The following is a 19,613-nucleotide window of genomic DNA, read 5'->3' on the forward strand; positions in this document are numbered from 1 at the left end:
GGAGCCTGCGAGTGGCGCATGCCGCACCGAGCACCGGCCGCCCCTGCCTTGCGATAGGCGCAGTCGTTTCGTTAACCGCGCCTAGCTGCCCTGCAGCGCCGACTTGGCGGCAGCGTCGAAACGCGGCGCACGCGGGAAGTCGTCGCGTGTAAACGGCCGGTCGCGGAACAGATACCCGTAATAGAACGTACGCAATGCCTGGTGATAGGCGCGAATGCGATCCTGATAGGCCAGTTGCGCCTGCAGATCGGTGTGGGCCAAGCGCGTGAGCGCGGCCTGCACTGCCACCGGCGGCAACACACTGGCCACGCGCCGCGCGAGCGCTTCGCGGCGCAGCAAGCCCTGACGATAGGCGGCGACCTGCGGGGCGACCTGCTGATCGCCGTTTTCGTGGAAGGCGAAATACCACTTGTAGTGAAACGCATCGGTCAACGGCGGCGAATCCGCCCACTGTGGATTGCCTGCGTAGAACCGCTGCAGCGTGGCCTGGCGTGGAATATCCCAGGCATGGTTCACCGCCTCGCGTTGCAGCCGCGCAATTTCGGTGCCCTGATTGACCGGTACTGCCTGATTGATCGCCACATGCGCCAAGGCCGGCGCCACCAGCGCCAGCACCACCCAACAGGTGGCCAGCGCTGTCGCATGCGCGGCCGGCCGCCAATGGATGCGACCCACCACCACCGCCAGCAGCACCCAGAACAGCAGATAGACGCAGGTCAGCGCCAGTACTGCCAGTTGCTGCAGCAACGACACCGCATTGAAGCTTGCAGCGATCGCGAACGGCACACACAAACACGCCAGCACCGCCACCGCACGCACCACCACCCGGCGCACCAGCAAGGCGGTGCCCGCGCCTGGCAATGCGGCCAACATGCGCGCACGCCCGGCCTCGCGCTCGCCGGAGCGCAGATCGAACAGCAACGCGATCACGAACAGCGGCAACAGAAACACCAGTACAAAGGCGTAATCGAAACGCCCGGCCAGCGCCAGCTCGGGGTTATAGCTGTCGCCATCGTAGATCTGCGCTTCCAGACCCAGCGCGCGTATCCGCAAAATGTACGGCGACACATCGCGCATGCCCACTGCGGCGAAGGCCAATGACGATGGCGTGTCCCAGGTCGGGTGGAAACTGTAGTACGCCGCGCTGCCGGCATCGTTGGAGCGCGCGACATACGCTTCCACTGCCGCGCTGTCTTCCTGTTGCAGCGGTGCGATGCGTGCGATGTTGGCGCGTTGCGCGTCGATGACGTGCTGCCCGGAGAGCAGGCTGCACACCGTCAGCAGGGTGAGCAGCAGCAACCCGGCCACGGCCGCGCGTGCGCGTAGCAACAACAGCGCTTCGTATTTCCACAGCACCATCAACGTGCCACTCCCACGCGCCGTCCGGCGGCCAGCAATATGCACAAGGCAGCCAGCATCCACGCTGCGATCAGACCCAGCGGCGCAGCTGCCACGCCTACGACGTCGGCATTGGACGCCGGGGTAAAGGTAAAGATCGGAATGCGCTGCCAATGCGCCGACGCAATGCGCTTGCGTTGATCGGCACCGGCATCCTGCGCGGTGTCGTCGGCCATGCTCACCGCATCGGCCTGCAGCTGATTGAGCTGTTGCACCAGCGTGTAACGGTAACGCTCGGCCTGTGCGAGAAAGCGTTCGTGCGCGCGCAGATCGGTTTCCGCCAGGGTCATCGAGACCTCGCGCAACGCTACCGTCGGGCTCAGCAAGGCAAACGTGCGCACCAGCAGATTCTGCTGTTGCTGGATGCGTGCATCGCGCGCCGCGTAGCGCTCGAACAGGCTGGCGGTGAGCCGCTCGCCTTCCAGTGCCAGCAACCCTTTGTAATTGACCGGCAGGTCTTCCACCCGTTGCACGCCGTAACGCGCCAGCACCTGTTGTTTGAACTGCGCAAAGTGCGGGTCGTCCGGGTTGTGGCTGTCGCCGAGCGTGCGCAGGTCGCGCTGGATCGCCACATCGGTTTCCAACCGCGTGGGCAGCCGGTACGCCGCACTGGCCACATCCGGCGCCACGCGCGGCACCAGCAGGGCCAGCCACACCCACAACGCCAGCGACACCAGCAGCGCATCGCGGCCGCGCCGGCACAGCATCGACACAGCCAACACCAGGCCACACCACACCAGCAGATACACGCCATAGGCCAGCACCAGCAGCGCGACCAGCACCGCCTGGCCCGGCAACAACGCGATCGGTATCAGGCCGACCAAGGCCGGCAACAGACAGACGCCGGCCACGGCGGCCAGCGCGAGATATTTGCCGCCGAGCAGTTGCCGGCGCGTGGCGCCCTGCAGCAGCAACACGCGCAGCGTGCCGGTCTCCTGTTCGCGGGCCACCGCGCCATACCCCAGAAACACCAGCATCAACGGTGCCAGCACCTGCAGCACGAAGGCCGGTGTCAGTTGACCGAAGCGCACCAACAGCGAGCTCTGACGCACATCGCCAAAGTTGGCGGTGTTCTGTCGATGACCTTCGAGAAACATGCTGTTGCCGGTGAAGGCATCCACGCCCGAATCGAACGCGGCCAGGGCCGGCAACGGGCGATAGATGAAATGACCGTAATGCACCACCCGATGCGGGTGACGGTCCGGCTGCGCGTCGAAGGCCTGCTGCGCAGCCTGTTGCTGACGCGCCCGGAATTCGGTGACCTCACGCTGGTGATGCGCGGCGGTCAAAGCCGCCACCAAGGTCAGCAGCATCAGCAACACCACGCCGATGGCGGCGGAGCGATTGCGGGCCATGAAACGCAGCTCTTCGCGCGCAACCAACCACACAGGGCTCATGCATGCACGCTCATGCAGCGCGTTCCTGCGGCCGTGCAAAGCGTGCGTGCAAGGTGCGCACATCGAAGCCGCTGTCGCCGGCGCCGAGGTCTTCGACGATGCGGCCGTCTTCGAGAAATCCAATCCGGTCGGCCACGTCCACCGCACCCAGCAGATCGTGCGTGACCATCAGCACCGCGCCACCGCGCTCGCGCACGCCGCTGACCAGTTGGTTGAAGTCGGCAATGGCGCGCGGGTCCAGACCGGAGGTGGGCTCATCCAGCAACAGCACCGGCACCTGCCGCAGCGTGGCCACGGCAATGGCCACCTTCTGGCGCATGCCCTTGGAAAATCCGGCCAGGCGCTGGCTCCAGGCTTCGCGCTGCAAGCCTGCGGCCGCAAACGCATGGCCGATGTCGGCCTGGCTGCAGCGCTGCCCGGCGAGCGCAAGCAAGTAGTCGGCATTTTCCAGCGCGCTCAGATGCTCGTAGAGCGCGACGTTTTCCGGCAGATACGCCAACCGCGCGCGTGCCTTGCCAGGCGCGGCGACCGGGTCGATGCCGTCTACCCGCACACTGCCGGAAGCGGGTTTGACGAAGCCCAGCAGCGCCGACAGGGTGGAGGATTTGCCGGCGCCGTTGCCGCCGAGCAGCGCGTACACGCTGCCGGGCGCGATGTGCAGATTCAGCCCTTTCACCACCGCGCGCCCGGCATAGGCGACGTGCAGATCGTGGATGGAAATCGCGGCATTTGGCTGCAGATTTGGGAGCATGGCATGGGGTGGGCGAGCAAAGTGATACGTTATCACATAGCTATGATTGCTTGAGTTGGTGGTTGCTGAATTGAGTTGACGCGCATGTCGGCAACCTTGATTTGAGGATGGTTAGGCGTCACGCGTAACAAGCGTTGCATGAGCCGGCTTATTGCAGGGTTGGGGCTTAGCGATAGCGGCGCTCAAAGCGCTTATCTGCGACCAATTGTCTGCTGGCCGACGGCCTCTTACCCCAGACCTTCTCCCAGTGCAGAGGGACCTCGGCTGCGATTGCTTCGAGGCAATCTGGTGTGCGTGCGTGGTCGCGAAGTGAGTCGGATGTGCCGTCCGTGAGATTCCAACTGCAGTGCCGCTGCCTTGAGGGCGCCGACATATTTGTTACAATATTACGCAAACAGCACCACGCTGCGCTCGCATTTCCAGGCATCGTCATAGCCGCCATGCAACGCACTTGGTCAAGGCCGACACGCTTGATCAGGACAGCCGCTGTCCATCGAGCCCAATGTCCTTGCGCAGACCGCTACACCCGTCTCGCGCGTCATCACTGCAGCCTCTCCAACGGAATCACGACGCCCCACATGAGCCCCGATCCACGTACGACCGCTGTGCATCCTGCTTTGTTCGACGCACTGGCATCGCAACCGAGCACGTGCCCTGCGGTCAATCGCGCTACGCGCCGCATCAACGCTGCCTCCGCCACCGTCCTGCTCGCAGCGCTATTCAGTGCCGCACAGCTCGGCGCGCAGCCCATCGATACCACCGCGCTGCTACCGCCGGTGCGCGCGTGGCAGGGTGCAAGCGAAGCATTCATTGCCGGGCCAGGCGATCCGTGGCGCACCCCGGTGGAACGCAGCGATTTTGCGAGCACGCCCAGCTATGCGCAGACGCGCGAATGGCTGGAGCGCCTGGTCGCCGCCTCGCCGGTGTTGTCGCTGGAAGTGTTAGGCAAAACGGGCGAAGGGCGCGAGTTGCTGCTGGTCCGTGCGCACAAGGGCAAACCCGGGAAGCCGGTGGTGTTGGCGCAGGCCGGCATCCATGGCGGCGAGATCGACGGCAAGGACGCGGGATTGATGCTGTTGCGCGATATCGCACAGCGCGGCAAGGACCATCTGCTCGACGATGTGGATTTTGTCTTCGTGCCGATCCTCAATATCGACGGCCACGAACAGCGCGGCCCGCTGATTGGTGCAGCACTGCGTGGCCCGCAACAGATGGGCTGGAACAGCACCACGCGCGGCCTCAACCTCAATCGCGACTATCTCGCGCTGGAAGCGCCGGAAACGCGTGCGATGGTGGCGCTGCTGCACGCACTCGACCCGGCGTTGTATCTGGATCTGCACGTCAGCGATGGGCTGGATCATCAATATGACATCACCTTTACCTACGCCGGTTGGGGCACCTACGCGCGCTCACGTGCCACCGCCGAGTGGCTGCAGCAGCGCTTCACGCCGGTGGTCAGCGACGCACTGCGCAAGCTAGGCCATTCCCCCGCCATCTACCCCAGCCTGGTCGACAAGGACAACCCGCGCTCCGGGCTGCGCAACGCGCCGGAAGGCCCGCGCTACTCCACCGGCTACGGTGACTTCGCCGGCATTCCCACCGTGCTGGTGGAAAATCACCACCTGAAGTCGTATCGGCAACGCGTGCTCGGCGATTACGTGCTGCTGGAAGCGGCGCTGCAGTTGGTCGGCCGGGATGCGCATGCCATCGCAGCAGCCAAGCAGGCAGATCGCGCGGCTCGGCCGCAGGAGCTGATGGTGGCATGGGAACGCCTGCCGCAGCCGATAGCGCAGGTACCGTTCAAGGGAGTGAGCTATACCCGTGCGCTGTCGCCGGTTTCCGGTCGCCAGGAGCTGCGCTGGGAAGGCCGCGATGAAACTTGGACGATGCCGGTGATTGGCTACCGGCAAACGCAGGCGGTGCAGTATCCACTGGCGTGGTGGATTCCACCGGGCAACGACGACGTGGTGGACCTGCTCAAGGCCCACGGCATCCGCCACGAGCGTCTGTCGCAGCCACGCACACGCGTGGTGCAGCAGATCCGCATCCTCAAGGACGCCGACACGCACCAACCGCATCCAAGCCGCGTGGAAGAAACCTTCCCGGCGGGGAGCGTTCGCGTGCCAGCCGATCAACCGATGCGCATGTTGGCCGCTGCATTGCTCGAACCGCAGAGCAGCGATTCGCTACTGGTCAGTGGGCGCTTCCGCAATGCCGGCAGTCCCGACAGCGGGTTGTATGGCACCGAGCTGGTGACTTTCACCGAAGGGCTGCTGCAACACGACGCCGCACTGCGCGCCGAATTCGACCGCAAGCTCGCCAGCGATGCCTCATTCCGCGCCGATGGCGATGCACGCCTGCAATGGATCTACGCGCGCTCGCCGTTCGCGGCGATCAGCGGCTGGCGTTATCCGGTCCGACGCGAACTGGCAGAGTAAGACAATGGGATTGGTCGTGCGTTGAACTGGCTGCGTCGTTCGCAGCGCACGATTGCCTCTCTACGGTGCGTGCGTGTTCTCACGACGCGGCGCGTGCGTCCGGGACTGCGTCGCTGCGTGCAAGTTGCAGATGAGGTGAAATCATCGCCTCGACTTGTCAACTGTTGAAACGGAACGTCAGTCGTAGGAAGTGAGCTTGAACGCATACACCAGCGGCACCTGCATCAAACCCGCCAGTTCGTAGGCGCTGCCAATTTTCCATGAGACGTGAGGTAGCGCCTGCCCCGCGCCATCGCCCTTGCGTAAACCGAACGCATCACGCGCGACTCAACGCAACCTCGGGCGCACCACATGCACATGCGCAGCCATCAGCTCGATCACCCAATCGATGAAGACCCGCAGTTTGGCGCTCACGTGGCGATTGGGTGCAAACGCGATCGACAAGGGCATCGGCTCCAGCTGCCAGTCTTCGAACACCGGTACCAGCTCGCCGCTGGCCACGTGTGCGGTGGCCATATACACCGGCAGCCACAACACGCCCATACCGGCCAGCCCGGCGGCGAGATAGGCATTACCGTCGTCGGCGGCAACGACATGCCGGCCGTGCACGGTCACCGCTTCGTCGCCACGTTGCATCGCGTAGGGCACGGTGGTGGTGGTACCCCAACGCATGAAACCGACGCAGCGGTGGCGGGTGTTTTCCAGCTCGGAAGGATGCGCAGGCGTGCCCAGCCGTTGCAGATAACTTGGCGCCGCATACACGCCGGCCTGCAGATCACCCACCCGCCGCGCGATCAACGACTGATCGGCGATGGTGCCGCCGCGCACCACGCAATCCACGTTCTCGCCGATCAGATCCACGCGCCGGTCGCTGACGCCCATATCCAGCTGGATATCCGGATAGCGCGCATGAAACGCCGGTACCGCCGGCATCAGGATCAAGCGCGCAAACGGGCTGGGCACATCCACGCGCAAGCGTCCGCGCGGTAGCGTCGATGCATCGGACAAGCTGGTTTCGGCATCGTCCATGTCCGCCAACAGGCGTACCACGCGCTCGTAATAGGCGGCGCCGTCGGCGGTCACGTGCACCCTGCGGGTGGTGCGGTTGAGCAGCGTCACCCGCAACCGCGCTTCGAGTTGCTGCACCAGATGCGTCACGCTGGCCCGGCTCATCTCCAGCGTGTCGGCCGCCTTGGTGAAACTGCCGGTCTCAACCACACGCGCAAACGCCTGCATCGCATCGAACCGATCCATCGCCACTCCTGCGCCAAGATTAGTTGGATTCTACAAACAGTGTTGCTCAAGGCTGCGGATTTATCGCGCGCGGCCAGGCGCTTAGTGTGAGCGTCCGTTCTGTCGCACTTTGAAGGAGAGTCCCATGGCTACACGTGACGTTGTTTTTCCGCAGGGCCGCCACGCGCTGTACGAGCGTCATCGGTATTCGCCGGCGGTGCGTGCCGATGGATTGATGTTCGTCGCCGGCCAGGTCGGCAGCCGCGAAGACGGCTCGCCCGAGCCGGAGCTGGACGCAGAGATCGCGCGTGCGTTCGCCAATCTCGATGCCATCCTCAGCGCCGCCGGCTGCACATCGCAGGACGTGGTCGATGTCACCTGGTTCATGGTGAACCCCGAGGTCGTGTTCGATGCGGCGTGGGACCGCTGGGTCAGCTACTGGGGCCCGGCGCCCTACCCCGCCGTCACCGCCGTCGGTGTGACCTGGCTGGCTGGCTTCCGCTTCGAGATCAAGGTGGTGGTCAAGTTGCCGACTTCCGGTCAGTAAGCTCGTCCAACGCGCGCTGCGGTCGGATCTGCAGCAATCGCGCTCGGTTGATGGCCGCAGCGGCACTGGCGAAAACGGATGAGTGCCGTTGATCGACTGGTGGAAAAAGCCATGGCCGCAGCACGCGCGATGGAAAAGCAGTCCGGCAGGTTGACGCCGTTGGTGTCGCTGTTCCAGCTAGAGCCTGCAAGCGGACAGCACCTGGAAAGAAACGTCGCATAGCGCATCGACCACTCGAACGGCGTGTCTCACGACACGCGCAAATGCCCCTCTTTCGCACGAACTGCGGAAGGGGGGTTTTTGTGTCTGCCGGCGCGACGATGTGGTGATGCGGCGCCGTTGCCAGGCGAAGCGCGCGTGCTTGGTGCGTCGATGACCTTCGCGGTGTGGAAACCGATCGTGTCCACGCACCAGAGGTACAGACGCCACTGCCGACTCTCGGCGTCCGTGGCTACCCAGACGCCAATCGCGGCGTACTTGTCGGTGCGCTGTGTGAAGTGTGAAGTGTGAAGTGTGATCCAGTCGCGTATGCAGGTGCTCCAGGCATAACCGAAGGCTTATCACCTGCGCGACGTATGCACGGAAATGTGTGATCTGTATCGCACCTTCATCGAAAAAAATGGTGCAAGTGCACATTCCTCACGCTGACGTCACCAACGAGAAACATTTGCATGCGATAGCTGTTGTGCTCGCTAGAGACCGAGCCAACCTGTCCCCCGACCAGCGCATTTTCCGCTGAACGTCGATCTGCTCTATGAGCAATCGGCGGTGGCGTTGTGCGTCCGAACGATTCCTAGGAGATTCACTCCCATGCGCTTCAGGACCCTGCTTGCCGTTCTGCTACTCACCGGTTTCAGTGCCGCTGCCCAGGCACAAGTCGTCACCCTCAATAAGGGCGGTTACACGCTGCGCTACGACTGCACCAACCACACCGCGCTGCGCTACGAATACGTCCTGCAAGCCGACACCGGATCGGCCGCGCGCCCATCCAGTTTCAATCTGGACACCGAACTGCCCAGCGGTTGCGGCGGACAGACCACCGCGGCGTCGTATGCCAGCGTGCGCAGCGGCTACGACCGCGGCCATCTGGTGACCTCCAACCACATGGATTACAACGCGACCTACATCCGTCGCGCCAACCTGATGTCCAACATCGTGCCGCAGGTGTCCAGCTTCAATCAGGGCATCTGGGTGCGCGCAGAGAACGTGGCCGAGTGCTACCGCGATATCGCCAGCGTGCAGGTCTACGGCGGGGTGATCTACAGCGACACCAGCAACGACTATTTTCTGAGCAGCCACGGCATTCGCACACCGGATTTCTTCTGGAAGACCATCATCACCGCCAACCCCGGCGGCGGCACGCGCGCCATCAGCTGGTTGATTCCCAACAGCGCCAATCTGGGTTCGCTGGACAGCTACATCGTCAGCATCGACGAGCTTGAAGACCTGTACGGCGCCAGCACCATCGGCATCACCGCACCGGCCGCCGTCAAGGCAATGCTGCCCACCACCACCTGGCCGCAGCCGAGCAACTGCGACCTGGGCTGAGTCGCCTACGCAGGCAGCAACGGCCCAGCCCGGTGGCATCGAGCTGGGTCGTTGCAACTGGTCGCGGCTGTGCGTGCGGCAGCTTGCGTACTGAGCCGACAAATTCTTGCAAGGTTGCGCCACGCGGATGTGCGTAGTGCTGTGCAGCACTGCCATCGCTGCGGTTCCGTCGCCTCTGTTGGCGAACACTCTCCGCAGCATATTGCTGCGTGCACGCTAGTGCGCGGCGTCGAGACCATCAAACCAGTCCGCATACGGCGTGTTCTTGACCAGATGCCGAGTGAGGTCGTCCGCACCGTCGGTCCACCACACCGGGCCGCGTTCTCCCAAGGCGATCTTGGCGGCATCGACCTCGGCACGTGCGCGCGCCAGCTGCTGCGCGTCGTCGTGACGCTTGGCTGCCTTGACCGCACGACGTGCATCCATCAGCTCGGCGACCAACCTCGCGCGCACCGCTGCGCTCAGGTGTGGATCGGATGTGCGCCACAACCGGCCACGTACGATCAGGTAGCGCCCGTCGGGCGTGGTGAGCGGCGCTTTGGCCGTGCTCATGGCTGCCTTATCGGGCGCTTGCAAGCTACCGCATCACGGCACGCGCCGATCACGCCACTGGCGCAAAGCGCGAACGCATCACGCCATCCACGTCCACCTGTTGCATGAACATGGCGTACGGCCGCACCCACAGGCCGATCTCGCTGTCCAGCGGCCGATACAGCACCAGCGGCTCCAGGGTTTCACTGCTGCGCACAACGCCAAGCACCTCGTAGCGACCGCCCTTGAAGTGGCGATACTCGCCCAGTGCGATTGTCGGTAATGGCGGCAACGTTTCCATGGCACTCAACAGTCTGGAAGGCTGTGCAGTGTAGGTCGGACGCTGCGTGCTTACGAGTGAGGTCGATGCGCACATGGCGGCTGTCGTATCCGCGTCCCATGCTGCACTGGGGATGCCAGCGGCGCAGCACAGACGGGCGAGAGGCCGATGGCGGCGTCTGGACCGTCGCAGCAACAGGCATCCGCAACAGCGGGCGGCGACATCAGCAAAGTAGTGCTTCTCATCGATCACGCCCCCGCTGCACGTGTGCACGACGCTGTGCAGCACCACGCCCAGGCCTATTGGTCTTCGTCGCGATCGCCATCGATGCTGTCGTCGTCATCGATCTCGCTGTCCTGCGCGGGGCCATCCTGCAGCAGATCATCGTTCTTGCCAGGCGCCTTGATCCCGGCGGGCGGGCTAGGATCGTCGATCTGGACGTTATCGTTCTCTTGAGTGCGCATGCGCGTCTCCTGCAGCAGAAAGCCGTGTAGCCACCCTCCTCCCGCCGCCGTGACGCGCACGTGTGGCTTGCGCACGGCGGCGGGAGCGGCATGCAGCGTTATCACGTGCACGCGCTGGCGAAGGCGCGGGCGCTGTGCACCCAACGGTGGGCGAGCGCGAGAAGCCGGAGGGGCACACGGCTGATGTCGATTGCGATGTCCCCACATTGGGGCGGCTCGCCGCGCTGTGGCTTTAGAGCCGCTGACAAAACGTTGCGAGCAGTCGTCAGGTGAATGTGGACCGCACGCTCAGAGCCAGCGTGTACGCATATAAATACCGCACCGAGCACCGGCAGCGCCTCCTGGCGTTGAGCGCAGTCGTGTCGTTAGCCGCTCTTAAATAACCGAGTCAGCCTGCAACACAACGGTCTTGCATCCGTCCGCTGTCAGCAGCCGTAGGTACAGAACGCCCATCGGAGAACCTCCCCATGCCGAGCCTGCTCTGTGACCTGGAAGACCTGCTCGCCGCCTGGAAGGCGGAAGCGCACACCTTCGACGCCTGCAACATGCCGGCCTCCGCACTTGCCCTGCGCGACTGCCACCGCCGGCTCACCGCGTTGATGGCTGCGCATGCGCTTGCGCCACACCCATCAGACACAGCCGCGATAGCCAGCGAACGAGCCAACTCGCCAGCTGCCGTGTAGTGACACCCGCGTAGGCGTAGGCGCACGCGCATCGCGGTGCATGCACTGGCCGGCGCGTGTCGCGTGGTCGTAGATGCCGCGCATCGCAGCACTGGTCGGCGTAATCCAGCACTCACGCGAGCGCACCGGGTTCGGCCCACGGCGTCAGTCGTCGCCGCTGGCCCGTTCGCCCATCAATTCGCGCTCGCGCTTTTCCAGCTCTTCGGCGTAGCGCTTGCGCACGAAGCCTTCGGACAACACGCCCAGCACCCGGCGGTCGGTATCGATCACCGCCAGCTCGTCGGCCTGCGTTGCATCGAAGACCTTCATGATCGCCACGATGTCGGTGTCTGCCAGCAACGCCGCATCGCGATGTCTGGCGTAGTCGCTGACCGGCGCATCCGGTTGCACGTTGTCGGCATACAACACCGCCAGCGGCACCACGCCGGCATAGTGCCCGGCCGCATCTTCCAGCACCACGCGCTGGGTCGAGCCCAATGGGAAGCGCCGCCGGAATTCGCCCACGCTGATGTCGTGCGCGGTGTGGTTGGCATCCTTGCGCATCATCTTGCCGGCTGACAGATTGCGGACCCAGCCCACGTCGCGTGCGCTGCGGATATTTTCGCCACGCAGATGCAGCCGCCAGGTCGAAAACGAATAACCAAACACCTGACGCACCACCGTATTGGCCACCAGCACTGCCACCATCACCGCGCTGGCCAGCACAAAGTCGTGCGTGCCCTCCAGGATCAGCATCGCCATGGTCATCGGTGCACCCACGATCGCCGCCGCCAGTGCGGCCATACCAACCAACGCGGCGCTGGTCGCGTCCACCACTGCCGCGCCCACCAACAGGTTTACGGCCACTGCGAACAGGCTGCCGACCAACGAGCCCATGAACAGGGACGCAAAGAACAAGCCACCACGGAAGCCGAAGCCCAACGAAATGCCGGAGGCAATGCACTTGAGCACCAACAGCGTAGCCAGTACCTGCAAGGTGGTGCTGCTGGTCATATCCAGGTGCAACGCGCCGTGGCCGGAGGACAGCACCTGTGGCGAGTACATCGCCAATGGAATCAACAGCAACCCGCCGATGACCGGGCGGCCCCACAGCGGCAGATTGATGCGCCCCACACTGCGTTCGATGCCGGCCACCAGGCGCATGACGGCGATGCCGATCAACGCGCACACCAACCCCAGCGCAACGTAGATCGCGTAGTCGCGTGGCTGCAACTGGTACGCCACCGCCGCCGGTAACGAGTACGGCGCTGCGCCCAGCGCGCTGGCCATGAACGCGCCGGCCAATGCCGCAGCCGCCACCGGTGCCAACGCCGATGGCGTGTAGGCGCCGATCACGATCTCAAACGCGTAGAACGCACCCGCCAGCGGCGCACCGAAGGCGCCGGCGATGGCACCCGCCGCACCGGCACCGACCAGGGTGCGCATGTCCGCGCGGCGCACCCGCAGGATGCGACCGAGCTGCGAGCCGGCGCCGGACCCCATTTGCGTATACGTCGCCTCCAACCCGACCGATGCGCCGAAGCCGTTGGACAACAAGGTCTGCACCGCAACGATCAGGTTATCGCGCATCGACATGCGCCCGCCGTGCAGCGCATTGGCTTCCACCGCATCCACCAGCGGCCGCTTGCGCCGTCGCGCCATCAACGCCACCAAGCCCACCAGCAGCCCGCCCAGCGGAAGCACCAGCAATTGCGTGGGCGTGATCGAGGTTGCCGTGCTGAGCCGCGCATCCGGCCCCAACCCGTACAACCAGGCCTGCAACGCGTGCGCGATCCCGGCCTGCAGCACCATCAATGCGGCAGCGACCAATCCCACCAGCGCAGCCAGCCCGATAAACCACAGGTCGTTGGCACGCAACTGCCGGCGCAACCACTCGACGGGTCGGCGCAGCTGCGCGGCAGTGGACGACTGCGCAGGAAGGACATTGTGAGACTGTGGCTGCATGGCACCAGGGGTTCGCTGGATCGGCACGTCGCGAGTAGCGACCTCAACCGTGAAAATTAGAGTGGTTAACAAAACGACTGCGTAGCCGCCGAGCGTGTGTGGTGGTTGCTCGGAATCGGCATGTACCACTCGTACACTGCGGTTCTGCGTGCGCCGTCCACACCCAGCTGACGACGACTCGCTACCTTTTTGCCGCCCTTAGTGTGCATCAGCTTCGCTGACCTGACGCAATCTGGCAGCCGCAGCGCCCCTGAATGCTGCGCGCTGGATGCGCGATGGCCTGTGCCACATGCGGGGTTGCTACAGTCGACGGTGGCACCGAGTGACTGCAGTCCCTCGCCATACCCCGCAGCAGTAGCCGATACACGATAAGGAGCCTCGATGTTCAACCTGCTGCTGGTAGTGATCGCGATCGAAGGCGTTCTGTCGATCAGTTGGAACCGCATGTACTTCGGATGGGGTTTGCCGGTGTTCCGGCGCCGGATTCCGGCAAGCCGTCAGGCACTGGACTGTTTTTCATTGGCGCAGGTGGAACATGCGCTCGATCAGTCACGCTGGCCGGAACTGAGATTCCATCCGTTGTCCGAACATGTCTACGCGTTTCGCGAGACGTTTCTGGTGATCATCGGCCCGATGTACCCACCGATCATGCGCGGGCACATCGCGGTCGACCGCAGGCACCGCGAGATCACTATCACCGGCTACTGCAACTGGACCATGGCGTATATTGTGGCTGGGATCCTGGTCCCCGCAATCATCATCAAGCCAGGCGTAACGCTGATGTTCTTGGCGCTGCTCATGGTGGTCTATCTGCTGCAACGCAGACGGTTTATCGGTGTCGAAACAACCGTACAGACGCTGCTGCAGACCAACACCACTCCGCTCATCCCACGCCTCCCCGACGGGTCCAGGCGCGCATCGCCAGAATGACAGCCGCCGCGCGCCGCGCGTTGCCGTGCATCACTCCACCGGGCACAGCGGCTTTTCGTCGGGCCGCAGCGTGAGCACACGCACGCCGGTGCGCGTCACCGCCACCGTGTGCTCGAACTGCGCCGACAACTTGCCATCGCGGGTGTACACCGGCCACTGGTCAGGCTGCGAACGGATCGCTGCGCGGCCCTGATTGATCATCGGCTCGATGGTGAACACCATGCCTTCCTGCAGCGTCAAACCGGTGCCTGCGTGGCCGTGATGCAGGATCTGCGGGTCTTCGTGCATCTCGCGCCCGATGCCATGCCCGCAATACTCCTTGACCACGCTATAGCCGTGGTCGCGCGCATGCCGCGCAATGGCCTGCCCGATATCGCCCAGGCGCGCACCGGGCCGTACCACAGCGATGCCTTTCCACATCGCCTGATAGGCAGTCTGCACCAGCCGCCGCGCCGGATAGGCAACCTCGCCCACCAGATACGTCGTGCTGGAATCCGCAATAAAACCGTTCTTTTCCAGCGTGATATCCAGATTGACGATCTGCCCGCTGCGCAGCACATCGTCGGCCGACGGCACACCGTGGCAAACCACATCGTCGATCGACGCGTTGAGCACAAATTCGAACCCGTACTGCCCCTTGCTTGCAGGCCGTGCGTCGAGCATATCCACAATCATGCGCTCGACAAAGGCATTGAGCTCCAACGTGCTGCGCGCTTCCAGCGGCAGCCGATCCAGCGCATAAAACACCTGGGCAAGCAGCTGCCCGGAGATCGCCATCAGTGCGATCTCATCCGGCGACTTGATCATGCACGCCCTGGTTTTGCCGGATGCGGCTTCAAGGCTTGCGGCCGCACTCCCGCCGCGCGCAGCTCTTGCGCCACGATGTCCTGGAACGAGGATTCCGGATGCATCTCGCACAATATGCCGACCTTGATCCAGAAAGTGGCTTGCGCATTGATCGACCGGCTGGTGACGGTACAGGCGCGCCGCAGTTGATCGTGCAGGTCGTCATCGATATTGACGATGCCCATGGTGGCTCCCGGCTTGGAATATACGCATCGTATACGAACCGTATATTAGACGACAAGCCGCGCGATGGGATGAGCAACCCGTGCAGCAGGGTTCGGTACGCATCGGCGGTGGCCTGAGGGCGCTCACCCGTAGGGCCCTGCATGCCGACGCAGGATCAGACCTGGGGCTGGCGCACGCGCACTTTGCCGACGCCCTACCGCAGCGCCGGCCACAGCATGAAATGCGCAACGGCTGAGAGTGTTGCAATCACCACGAACACGATGCATGGCAACACCGCGCCGAACACGAAGGTCATGCCCAGCACAAAACCGAACAGATACTCGGCGCGGTAAGCACGGGCGACCACGGCGCAAAGCAGGATCGTCATCAACACGCCAACTGCCGCCGACGCATCGCCTTGCCGCATCGCGCGCGCGCAGCTGACATAGAATCCGCAGTATGAGACAGCGGCGGACACCTCTACGCATATTTGCCTGGTTGGCCATCATGGCTGCCATGCTGATGGCCGTGGCACCGGTTGTCTCACGCTTGGCGCAGGCGGCTGCCGTCGCACCTCCCATCGTCAGCGAGCTTTGCCACCACGGCGATACAGCAGTTGCGGCGATTACCGAAGCGGCCACGTCCACTGCACACGCATGGGGCGGCGCGCCACTCGGCACCGACCACACCCAGCAACACGATGCATGCGATTACTGCGCATTTGCGGCGCGCATGCTGCCGGTGCTGCTTGCCGCATGGTTGCCGCTTGCTGCGCCCGCTCCGCCGGTGTTCGCCTCGCCCGATACGCTGCCGATCGATAACGGGCGATTCCGCTACGCGCACGCTCCACGCGGGCCGCCGGCCAGCGCTTAAACGTCCAACCGACAGGGATGGCATCGGCGGCACTCGTCGCCGTCCACGTGTCGCTGCCCCGCGCGTCCGACCACACCACCGCGATGCCTGGCTGCCTTGTGTTGCACACGGGCTCCAGCGCAGGCGGCAGCACTCGCGTACCTGTCTCTTATTCGATACCGGCACCCGTCACGGGAGCCGCTTGCCTGGATCTGTCCATGCACACCGACTTGCCCCACCCGCACCGCCTTTCCATGGCGCTGCGCAGCGCCATGGCCGCGCCACTGCTCTGCACTGCGTTCTCTGCAATCGCACAGGACACGCCCAACACGCTGTCCACCATCTTCGTCAGCCAGGACCAAGCCGTACGCGACACACCTGCATCGACCGGCACGTCGCTGGGGCTGAGCCCGTTCCAGACACCGGCCAGCCTGGATGTCATCACCCGCGATCAACTCGATGCACGCGGCGACAGTAACGTCACCGACGCCATTAGCCGCGCCGGTGCCATCAGTGCCATGGCGCATCCAGGCAACGGGCTGAGCGCGCTCTCCACCCGCGGCTTTACCGACAGCGCATCGGTCATGCGCCTGTATGACGGCCTGCGCCAGTACGGCGGCATGGGCGTCACCTTTCCATTCGACACCTGGTCCATCGAACGCATCGAAGTCCTGCGTGGGCCGGCCTCGGTGATCTATGGCGATGGCGCCATTGGCGGCGTCGTCAACATCATCCCGAAAATGCCGAGCGCCGGTGCCATTCAAAACGATATCCAGGCCACTCTCGGGACCCAGGACACCGCACGCCTGGCCTTCGGCAGCGGCGGCGGCCTGACCGATGCACTGTCCTACCGCATGGATGTCAGCGGCAATGCCACCGGCGGTTGGGTAGACCGTGGCCGCGCCGCAGATGCCACTTTTTCCGGCGCACTGCGCTGGCAGATCGCCCCCACCTTGCACACCACCCTGCGTTACGCCTACGGCTATCAGACCCCGATGCGCTACTTCGGCACGCCACTGGTGGATGGACGCCAGCTACCCACGCTGCGCCACAAGAATTACAACATCGGCGATGGCGTCATCCGCTTCCGCGACCAGTGGACCCAGCTGGACACAGTATGGACGCCCACCTCCGCACTCACGCTCAGCATGCGCCTGTACCACATCGACAGCCAGCGCGATTGGCGCAACGCCGAAGCCTATCTTTACGACACCGCCACGCGGTTGATCGACCGCTCCGACAACACGGCCATCGGTCACGACCAACAACAGACCGGGCTTACCGCCAATAGTGTCGTGCGAGGACGCGTGGGAGGGTTCGACAACACGTTTTCGTTCGGTGTCGATGCCAATGACAGCCGCTTTCAGCACACCAACAACACCTATGTCGGCAGCGCCGGTCCGGTGGACCCGTACGCACCGGTGCCCGGGCGTTTCAGCAGCGACATTCCCACCATTCCGCGGTATCGCAACAGTGCCCGGCAGTACGCGGTATTCCTGGAAAACCGGCTCGCACTGAGCACGGCCTGGTCGGTGCTGGGCGGGATGCGCTATGACCACGCCACGCTCGATCGGCAGAACCTTGTCGCCGGTACGCAGGCCTTCAGTACCACGTTTTCCAACGTTGGCTGGCGTGTCGGCACGGTCTACGATCTGCAGCCCGGCTTGGCGCTCTACGCGCAGTACGCGCGCGCCGCAGACCCGGTTGGCGGCTTGCTCATGCTCAGCCCGGCCAACAGCCGCTTTGCGATGTCGCAAGGCCGGCAAACCGAGGTGGGGCTGAAACAGGCATTTGCGCAAGGACGCGGCGAATGGACGCTGGCCGCGTATCACATCCGCAAATCCGACTTACTCACCCGCGACCCCGTCGACCCCGATCTGCGCGTGCAGGTCGGTGCGCAAAGCACGCGCGGCATCGAAGCATCGCTCTCGCTCGCCACGCGCAACGGCTGGCAACTGGATCTCAACGCAACCGCATTACGCGCCCGCTACGACGACTTCACCGAGGCCACCGGTGCCCCTGCAGTTGCCATCTCGCGGGCAGGCAACGTCCCGCCCAATGTCGCCGCACGGCTCGCCAATGCATGGCTCAGCTGGAACTTTCAGCCCGATTGGACAGCCGCCGCGGGCCTGCGTTATGTGGGCACGCGCTATGCCGATACCGCCAACGCGCTGGCACTGCCCGGCTACACCACCACCGATGTATCGCTACGCTGGCAGGTGCGTCAGGACACGGCACTGACGGCACGCATCTATAACCTGTTCGACAAGGCGTACTTCACCACCGCGTACTACACCGAAACGCAGTGGCTGTACGGCCCGGATCGACGCGTGGAATTCACCGTGAACCATCGCTTCTAGGCAACCTGTCGCGCAGCGTGTGGCTGTAGTCCAGCCACACGCTGTTTGCGGGTTTCGATCGATGTACCACGTTGCTCGCTGCTTTGGGTTTGCAGCTGCCCACGCATCAACCGTTGGAATCGCACGACGACACGGCCCGCATCTGCAGACCATGCCGTGGCGCTTGTGCCAAACGCTTGCTCAAGGTCTGGCAAGCGGGCAGACCGCTGCAATCTCCCGCATGCTCATTGCCACGCCATCCTCCGGTTGCGTCACCGCAACAGTGTCTGCTGGCAGCGATTCGCCCCATTTTCGCAGTGCATCGAAGACGCCATGCAGCCCTTCACCCAATGGCGTGAGTTCGTACACCACGCGCGGCGGCGTCTGCGCATACGCGGTGCGCGCCACCAGACCGGAGGCCTCAAAGCGCCGCAGGTGACTGGTCAATGTATGTGCGCTGATGCCCTGCAATAGCTGCCTGAGTTCGGTGAACCGGCGCGGCCCCGCAAGCAGCTCGCGCACGATCAACGACGCCCATGGCCCCTCCAGCAACCGGAAAAAACGCGCGACACCACAACACGGAGTTGTTGACCTTTCCATCGGCTGGCTGATCCTGGCAGTGAACGACCCATGGCTGCCAGCACGCCGCCGTGCTGGCACATCGATTCCCAACGACGCTGCCTAGTGCATATGCTGGTCATGCGATTCGGCATCGGGCGCCGATGCGCCGATGGGACGAACGTCGAAGTGCACCTCGACGCGTGGCGCATGCTCGAACACCAGCGTAGCCACCACCGGCTTGCCCTGTTCGAATGGCGCGTGCGGTGCAATGAACATCAGATGCGTGCCGCCGCTACCCAGCACCACGTCTTTGCCTGGCGGCAAGACCAGCCCCTGTTCCAGATGGCGCATCTTCATCACACCCGCATCCATCGTCATCTCATGGATTTCCACCTGTGCACTGGCCGGCGATTCCACCGCCACCAGGCGATCCGGTGTTGCCGACTGATTCCGCAAGGTGAGGTAGCCGCCCGCTACCGGCGCGCCCGGCGGCGTTGCGCGCGACCACGCGCCGCTCGCCACCACCACAGGCGCTGCAGCCGGCGCTGCGGTCGAGACAGGTGCCACAACAGCGGGCGCCGGGCTGGCCTCGGGCGCAGGTGCGCGCTCGCAGGCCACCATCGACAAAGCAGACAATGCACTCACCATCAGCAGATGTAACTTCATTTCGCTCTCCTTGGGTCGAGCCGTGCGTACGCCACAGCGC

The 19,613-nt window shown here is 64.2% G+C and carries 21 protein-coding genes and 2 other RNA genes; 9 read left to right on the forward strand and 14 right to left on the reverse strand.

The annotated features are described in order from the left end of the window. Positions 1-81: 81 nt before the first annotated feature. The 3 genes from ACZZ0O_RS02565 to ACZZ0O_RS02575 are packed head-to-tail and all read right to left on the reverse strand — an operon-like array spanning position 82 to position 3,546. Positions 82-1,359 (reverse strand): DUF3526 domain-containing protein, encoded by a 1,278-nt coding sequence (locus tag ACZZ0O_RS02565; protein WP_463592134.1) that lies wholly within the window; start codon positions 1,357-1,359, stop codon positions 82-84. Continuing rightward, positions 1,359-2,795: an ABC transporter permease gene (locus ACZZ0O_RS02570; protein ID WP_463592135.1), complete on the reverse strand. Its 1,437-nt coding sequence runs from the start codon at positions 2,793-2,795 to the stop codon at positions 1,359-1,361. Before ACZZ0O_RS02570 ends, ACZZ0O_RS02565 begins: the two co-directional genes overlap by 1 nt. A 10-nt stretch (positions 2,796-2,805) precedes the next feature. Then, on the reverse strand, positions 2,806-3,546 hold the full coding sequence (locus ACZZ0O_RS02575) for an ABC transporter ATP-binding protein (RefSeq protein WP_463592136.1): 741 nt from the start codon (positions 3,544-3,546) through the stop codon (positions 2,806-2,808). 578 nt (positions 3,547-4,124) lie between these two features. Between ACZZ0O_RS02575 and ACZZ0O_RS02580 the strand changes: the two genes are divergently transcribed. Next, positions 4,125-5,984, forward strand: a complete 1,860-nt coding sequence (locus ACZZ0O_RS02580; protein ID WP_463592137.1) for a M14 family metallopeptidase — start codon at positions 4,125-4,127, stop codon at positions 5,982-5,984. A gap of 327 nt (positions 5,985-6,311) precedes the next feature. Here the strand turns inward: ACZZ0O_RS02580 and ACZZ0O_RS02585 are convergent, their stop codons facing one another. Then, positions 6,312-7,238 carry a LysR family transcriptional regulator gene (locus tag ACZZ0O_RS02585; protein ID WP_463592138.1) on the reverse strand — a complete coding sequence of 309 codons (927 nt, stop codon included), beginning with the start codon at positions 7,236-7,238 and terminating at the stop codon, positions 6,312-6,314. A 124-nt stretch (positions 7,239-7,362) separates the two neighbouring features. On the opposite strand from ACZZ0O_RS02585, the gene ACZZ0O_RS02590 reads away from it, so the two are divergent. The 3 genes from ACZZ0O_RS02590 (at position 7,363) to ACZZ0O_RS02600 (ending at position 9,312) form a co-directional block, all read left to right on the forward strand. Beyond that, positions 7,363-7,764, forward strand: a complete 402-nt coding sequence (locus ACZZ0O_RS02590) for a Rid family hydrolase (RefSeq protein WP_463592139.1) — start codon at positions 7,363-7,365, stop codon at positions 7,762-7,764. A 78-nt stretch (positions 7,765-7,842) separates the two neighbouring features. Further along, positions 7,843-7,986: a hypothetical protein gene (locus ACZZ0O_RS02595; protein WP_463592563.1), complete on the forward strand. Its 144-nt coding sequence runs from the start codon at positions 7,843-7,845 to the stop codon at positions 7,984-7,986. A 588-nt stretch (positions 7,987-8,574) separates the two neighbouring features. Beyond that, positions 8,575-9,312: a DNA/RNA non-specific endonuclease gene (locus ACZZ0O_RS02600; RefSeq protein ID WP_055847762.1), complete on the forward strand. Its 738-nt coding sequence runs from the start codon at positions 8,575-8,577 to the stop codon at positions 9,310-9,312. Positions 9,313-9,528: 216 nt separating this feature from the next. Here ACZZ0O_RS02600 and ACZZ0O_RS02605 read toward each other — a convergent pair whose 3' ends face one another. From ACZZ0O_RS02605 to ACZZ0O_RS02620, 4 genes are all read right to left on the reverse strand, one after another. After that, entirely contained in the window at positions 9,529-9,864 is a 336-nt protein-coding gene (locus ACZZ0O_RS02605; protein WP_463592140.1) for a hypothetical protein, read from the reverse strand. A 49-nt stretch (positions 9,865-9,913) separates the two neighbouring features. Further along, complete coding sequence (locus ACZZ0O_RS02610) at positions 9,914-10,144, reverse strand: DUF1653 domain-containing protein (protein WP_463592141.1); 231 nt, start codon at positions 10,142-10,144, stop codon at positions 9,914-9,916. A 278-nt stretch (positions 10,145-10,422) separates the two neighbouring features. Next, positions 10,423-10,587, reverse strand: coding sequence for a hypothetical protein (locus ACZZ0O_RS02615; RefSeq protein WP_463592142.1), 165 nt, complete (start codon positions 10,585-10,587; stop codon positions 10,423-10,425). 239 nt (positions 10,588-10,826) lie between these two features. Continuing rightward, a non-coding RNA gene (locus ACZZ0O_RS02620) (sX9 sRNA) lies at positions 10,827-10,896 on the reverse strand. 158 nt (positions 10,897-11,054) lie between these two features. Here ACZZ0O_RS02620 and ACZZ0O_RS02625 point away from each other — a divergent pair. Further along, positions 11,055-11,270, forward strand: a complete 216-nt coding sequence (locus tag ACZZ0O_RS02625; protein ID WP_323515046.1) for a hypothetical protein — start codon at positions 11,055-11,057, stop codon at positions 11,268-11,270. A 144-nt stretch (positions 11,271-11,414) separates the two neighbouring features. Here the strand turns inward: ACZZ0O_RS02625 and ACZZ0O_RS02630 are convergent, their stop codons facing one another. After that, entirely contained in the window at positions 11,415-13,214 is a 1,800-nt protein-coding gene (locus ACZZ0O_RS02630; protein WP_463592143.1) for a chloride channel protein, read from the reverse strand. Between the two features lie 120 nt (positions 13,215-13,334). Between ACZZ0O_RS02630 and ACZZ0O_RS02635 the strand changes: the two genes are divergently transcribed. After that, positions 13,335-13,408: non-coding RNA, sX9 sRNA (locus tag ACZZ0O_RS02635), on the forward strand. Positions 13,409-13,595: 187 nt separating this feature from the next. Then, entirely contained in the window at positions 13,596-14,144 is a 549-nt protein-coding gene (locus tag ACZZ0O_RS02640) for a hypothetical protein (protein WP_115514030.1), read from the forward strand. A 30-nt stretch (positions 14,145-14,174) separates the two neighbouring features. Here ACZZ0O_RS02640 and map read toward each other — a convergent pair whose 3' ends face one another. The 3 genes from map to ACZZ0O_RS02655 all read right to left on the reverse strand — a co-directional run bounded on the left by map (position 14,175) and on the right by ACZZ0O_RS02655 (position 15,543). Beyond that, positions 14,175-14,951 carry a type I methionyl aminopeptidase gene (gene map / locus ACZZ0O_RS02645; RefSeq protein WP_463592144.1) on the reverse strand — a complete coding sequence of 259 codons (777 nt, stop codon included), beginning with the start codon at positions 14,949-14,951 and terminating at the stop codon, positions 14,175-14,177. Next, on the reverse strand, positions 14,948-15,175 hold the full coding sequence (locus ACZZ0O_RS02650) for a ParD-like family protein (RefSeq protein WP_463592145.1): 228 nt from the start codon (positions 15,173-15,175) through the stop codon (positions 14,948-14,950). The genes map and ACZZ0O_RS02650 overlap by 4 nt, the downstream gene beginning before the upstream one ends. Positions 15,176-15,369: 194 nt before the next feature. After that, positions 15,370-15,543: a hypothetical protein gene (locus ACZZ0O_RS02655; RefSeq protein ID WP_463592146.1), complete on the reverse strand. Its 174-nt coding sequence runs from the start codon at positions 15,541-15,543 to the stop codon at positions 15,370-15,372. A 71-nt stretch (positions 15,544-15,614) separates the two neighbouring features. On the opposite strand from ACZZ0O_RS02655, the gene ACZZ0O_RS02660 reads away from it, so the two are divergent. Continuing rightward, a complete protein-coding gene (locus ACZZ0O_RS02660; RefSeq protein ID WP_463592147.1) occupies positions 15,615-16,028 on the forward strand; it encodes a DUF2946 family protein in 414 nt (137 codons plus the stop codon). A gap of 197 nt (positions 16,029-16,225) precedes the next feature. Beyond that, entirely contained in the window at positions 16,226-18,367 is a 2,142-nt protein-coding gene (locus tag ACZZ0O_RS02665) for a TonB-dependent receptor (RefSeq protein ID WP_463592148.1), read from the forward strand. Between the two features lie 180 nt (positions 18,368-18,547). Here ACZZ0O_RS02665 and ACZZ0O_RS02670 read toward each other — a convergent pair whose 3' ends face one another. Together ACZZ0O_RS02670 and ACZZ0O_RS02675 are read right to left on the reverse strand one after the other, a co-directional pair. Continuing rightward, complete coding sequence (locus ACZZ0O_RS02670) at positions 18,548-18,946, reverse strand: winged helix-turn-helix transcriptional regulator (RefSeq protein WP_115554717.1); 399 nt, start codon at positions 18,944-18,946, stop codon at positions 18,548-18,550. A gap of 81 nt (positions 18,947-19,027) precedes the next feature. Then, the gene (locus ACZZ0O_RS02675) at positions 19,028-19,573 is read right to left on the reverse strand and encodes a copper chaperone PCu(A)C (RefSeq protein ID WP_463592149.1); all 546 of its coding nucleotides are present in this window, start codon (positions 19,571-19,573) and stop codon (positions 19,028-19,030) included. Positions 19,574-19,613: the final 40 nt, after the last annotated feature.

The sequence above is a fragment of the Xanthomonas sp. AC360 genome, from assembly GCF_979258225.1.

Bases quoted from the DNA above. Each gene is read 5' to 3' on its own strand.
- ACZZ0O_RS02565 (WP_463592134.1), bottom strand. From the start codon at position 1,359: ATGGTGCTGTGGAAATACGAAGCGCTGTTGTTGCTACGCGCACGCGCG.
- ACZZ0O_RS02570 (WP_463592135.1), bottom strand. From the start codon at position 2,795: ATGAGCCCTGTGTGGTTGGTTGCGCGCGAAGAGCTGCGTTTCATGGCC.
- ACZZ0O_RS02575 (WP_463592136.1), bottom strand. From the start codon at position 3,546: ATGCTCCCAAATCTGCAGCCAAATGCCGCGATTTCCATCCACGATCTG.
- ACZZ0O_RS02580 (WP_463592137.1), top strand. From the start codon at position 4,125: ATGAGCCCCGATCCACGTACGACCGCTGTGCATCCTGCTTTGTTCGAC.
- ACZZ0O_RS02585 (WP_463592138.1), bottom strand. From the start codon at position 7,238: ATGGATCGGTTCGATGCGATGCAGGCGTTTGCGCGTGTGGTTGAGACC.
- ACZZ0O_RS02590 (WP_463592139.1), top strand. From the start codon at position 7,363: ATGGCTACACGTGACGTTGTTTTTCCGCAGGGCCGCCACGCGCTGTAC.
- ACZZ0O_RS02595 (WP_463592563.1), top strand. From the start codon at position 7,843: ATGAGTGCCGTTGATCGACTGGTGGAAAAAGCCATGGCCGCAGCACGC.
- ACZZ0O_RS02600 (WP_055847762.1), top strand. From the start codon at position 8,575: ATGCGCTTCAGGACCCTGCTTGCCGTTCTGCTACTCACCGGTTTCAGT.
- ACZZ0O_RS02605 (WP_463592140.1), bottom strand. From the start codon at position 9,864: ATGAGCACGGCCAAAGCGCCGCTCACCACGCCCGACGGGCGCTACCTG.
- ACZZ0O_RS02610 (WP_463592141.1), bottom strand. From the start codon at position 10,144: ATGGAAACGTTGCCGCCATTACCGACAATCGCACTGGGCGAGTATCGC.
- ACZZ0O_RS02615 (WP_463592142.1), bottom strand. From the start codon at position 10,587: ATGCGCACTCAAGAGAACGATAACGTCCAGATCGACGATCCTAGCCCG.
- ACZZ0O_RS02625 (WP_323515046.1), top strand. From the start codon at position 11,055: ATGCCGAGCCTGCTCTGTGACCTGGAAGACCTGCTCGCCGCCTGGAAG.
- ACZZ0O_RS02630 (WP_463592143.1), bottom strand. From the start codon at position 13,214: ATGCAGCCACAGTCTCACAATGTCCTTCCTGCGCAGTCGTCCACTGCC.
- ACZZ0O_RS02640 (WP_115514030.1), top strand. From the start codon at position 13,596: ATGTTCAACCTGCTGCTGGTAGTGATCGCGATCGAAGGCGTTCTGTCG.
- map (WP_463592144.1), bottom strand. From the start codon at position 14,951: ATGATCAAGTCGCCGGATGAGATCGCACTGATGGCGATCTCCGGGCAG.
- ACZZ0O_RS02650 (WP_463592145.1), bottom strand. From the start codon at position 15,175: ATGGGCATCGTCAATATCGATGACGACCTGCACGATCAACTGCGGCGC.
- ACZZ0O_RS02655 (WP_463592146.1), bottom strand. From the start codon at position 15,543: ATGACGATCCTGCTTTGCGCCGTGGTCGCCCGTGCTTACCGCGCCGAG.
- ACZZ0O_RS02660 (WP_463592147.1), top strand. From the start codon at position 15,615: ATGAGACAGCGGCGGACACCTCTACGCATATTTGCCTGGTTGGCCATC.
- ACZZ0O_RS02665 (WP_463592148.1), top strand. From the start codon at position 16,226: ATGCACACCGACTTGCCCCACCCGCACCGCCTTTCCATGGCGCTGCGC.
- ACZZ0O_RS02670 (WP_115554717.1), bottom strand. From the start codon at position 18,946: ATGGAAAGGTCAACAACTCCGTGTTGTGGTGTCGCGCGTTTTTTCCGG.
- ACZZ0O_RS02675 (WP_463592149.1), bottom strand. From the start codon at position 19,573: ATGAAGTTACATCTGCTGATGGTGAGTGCATTGTCTGCTTTGTCGATG.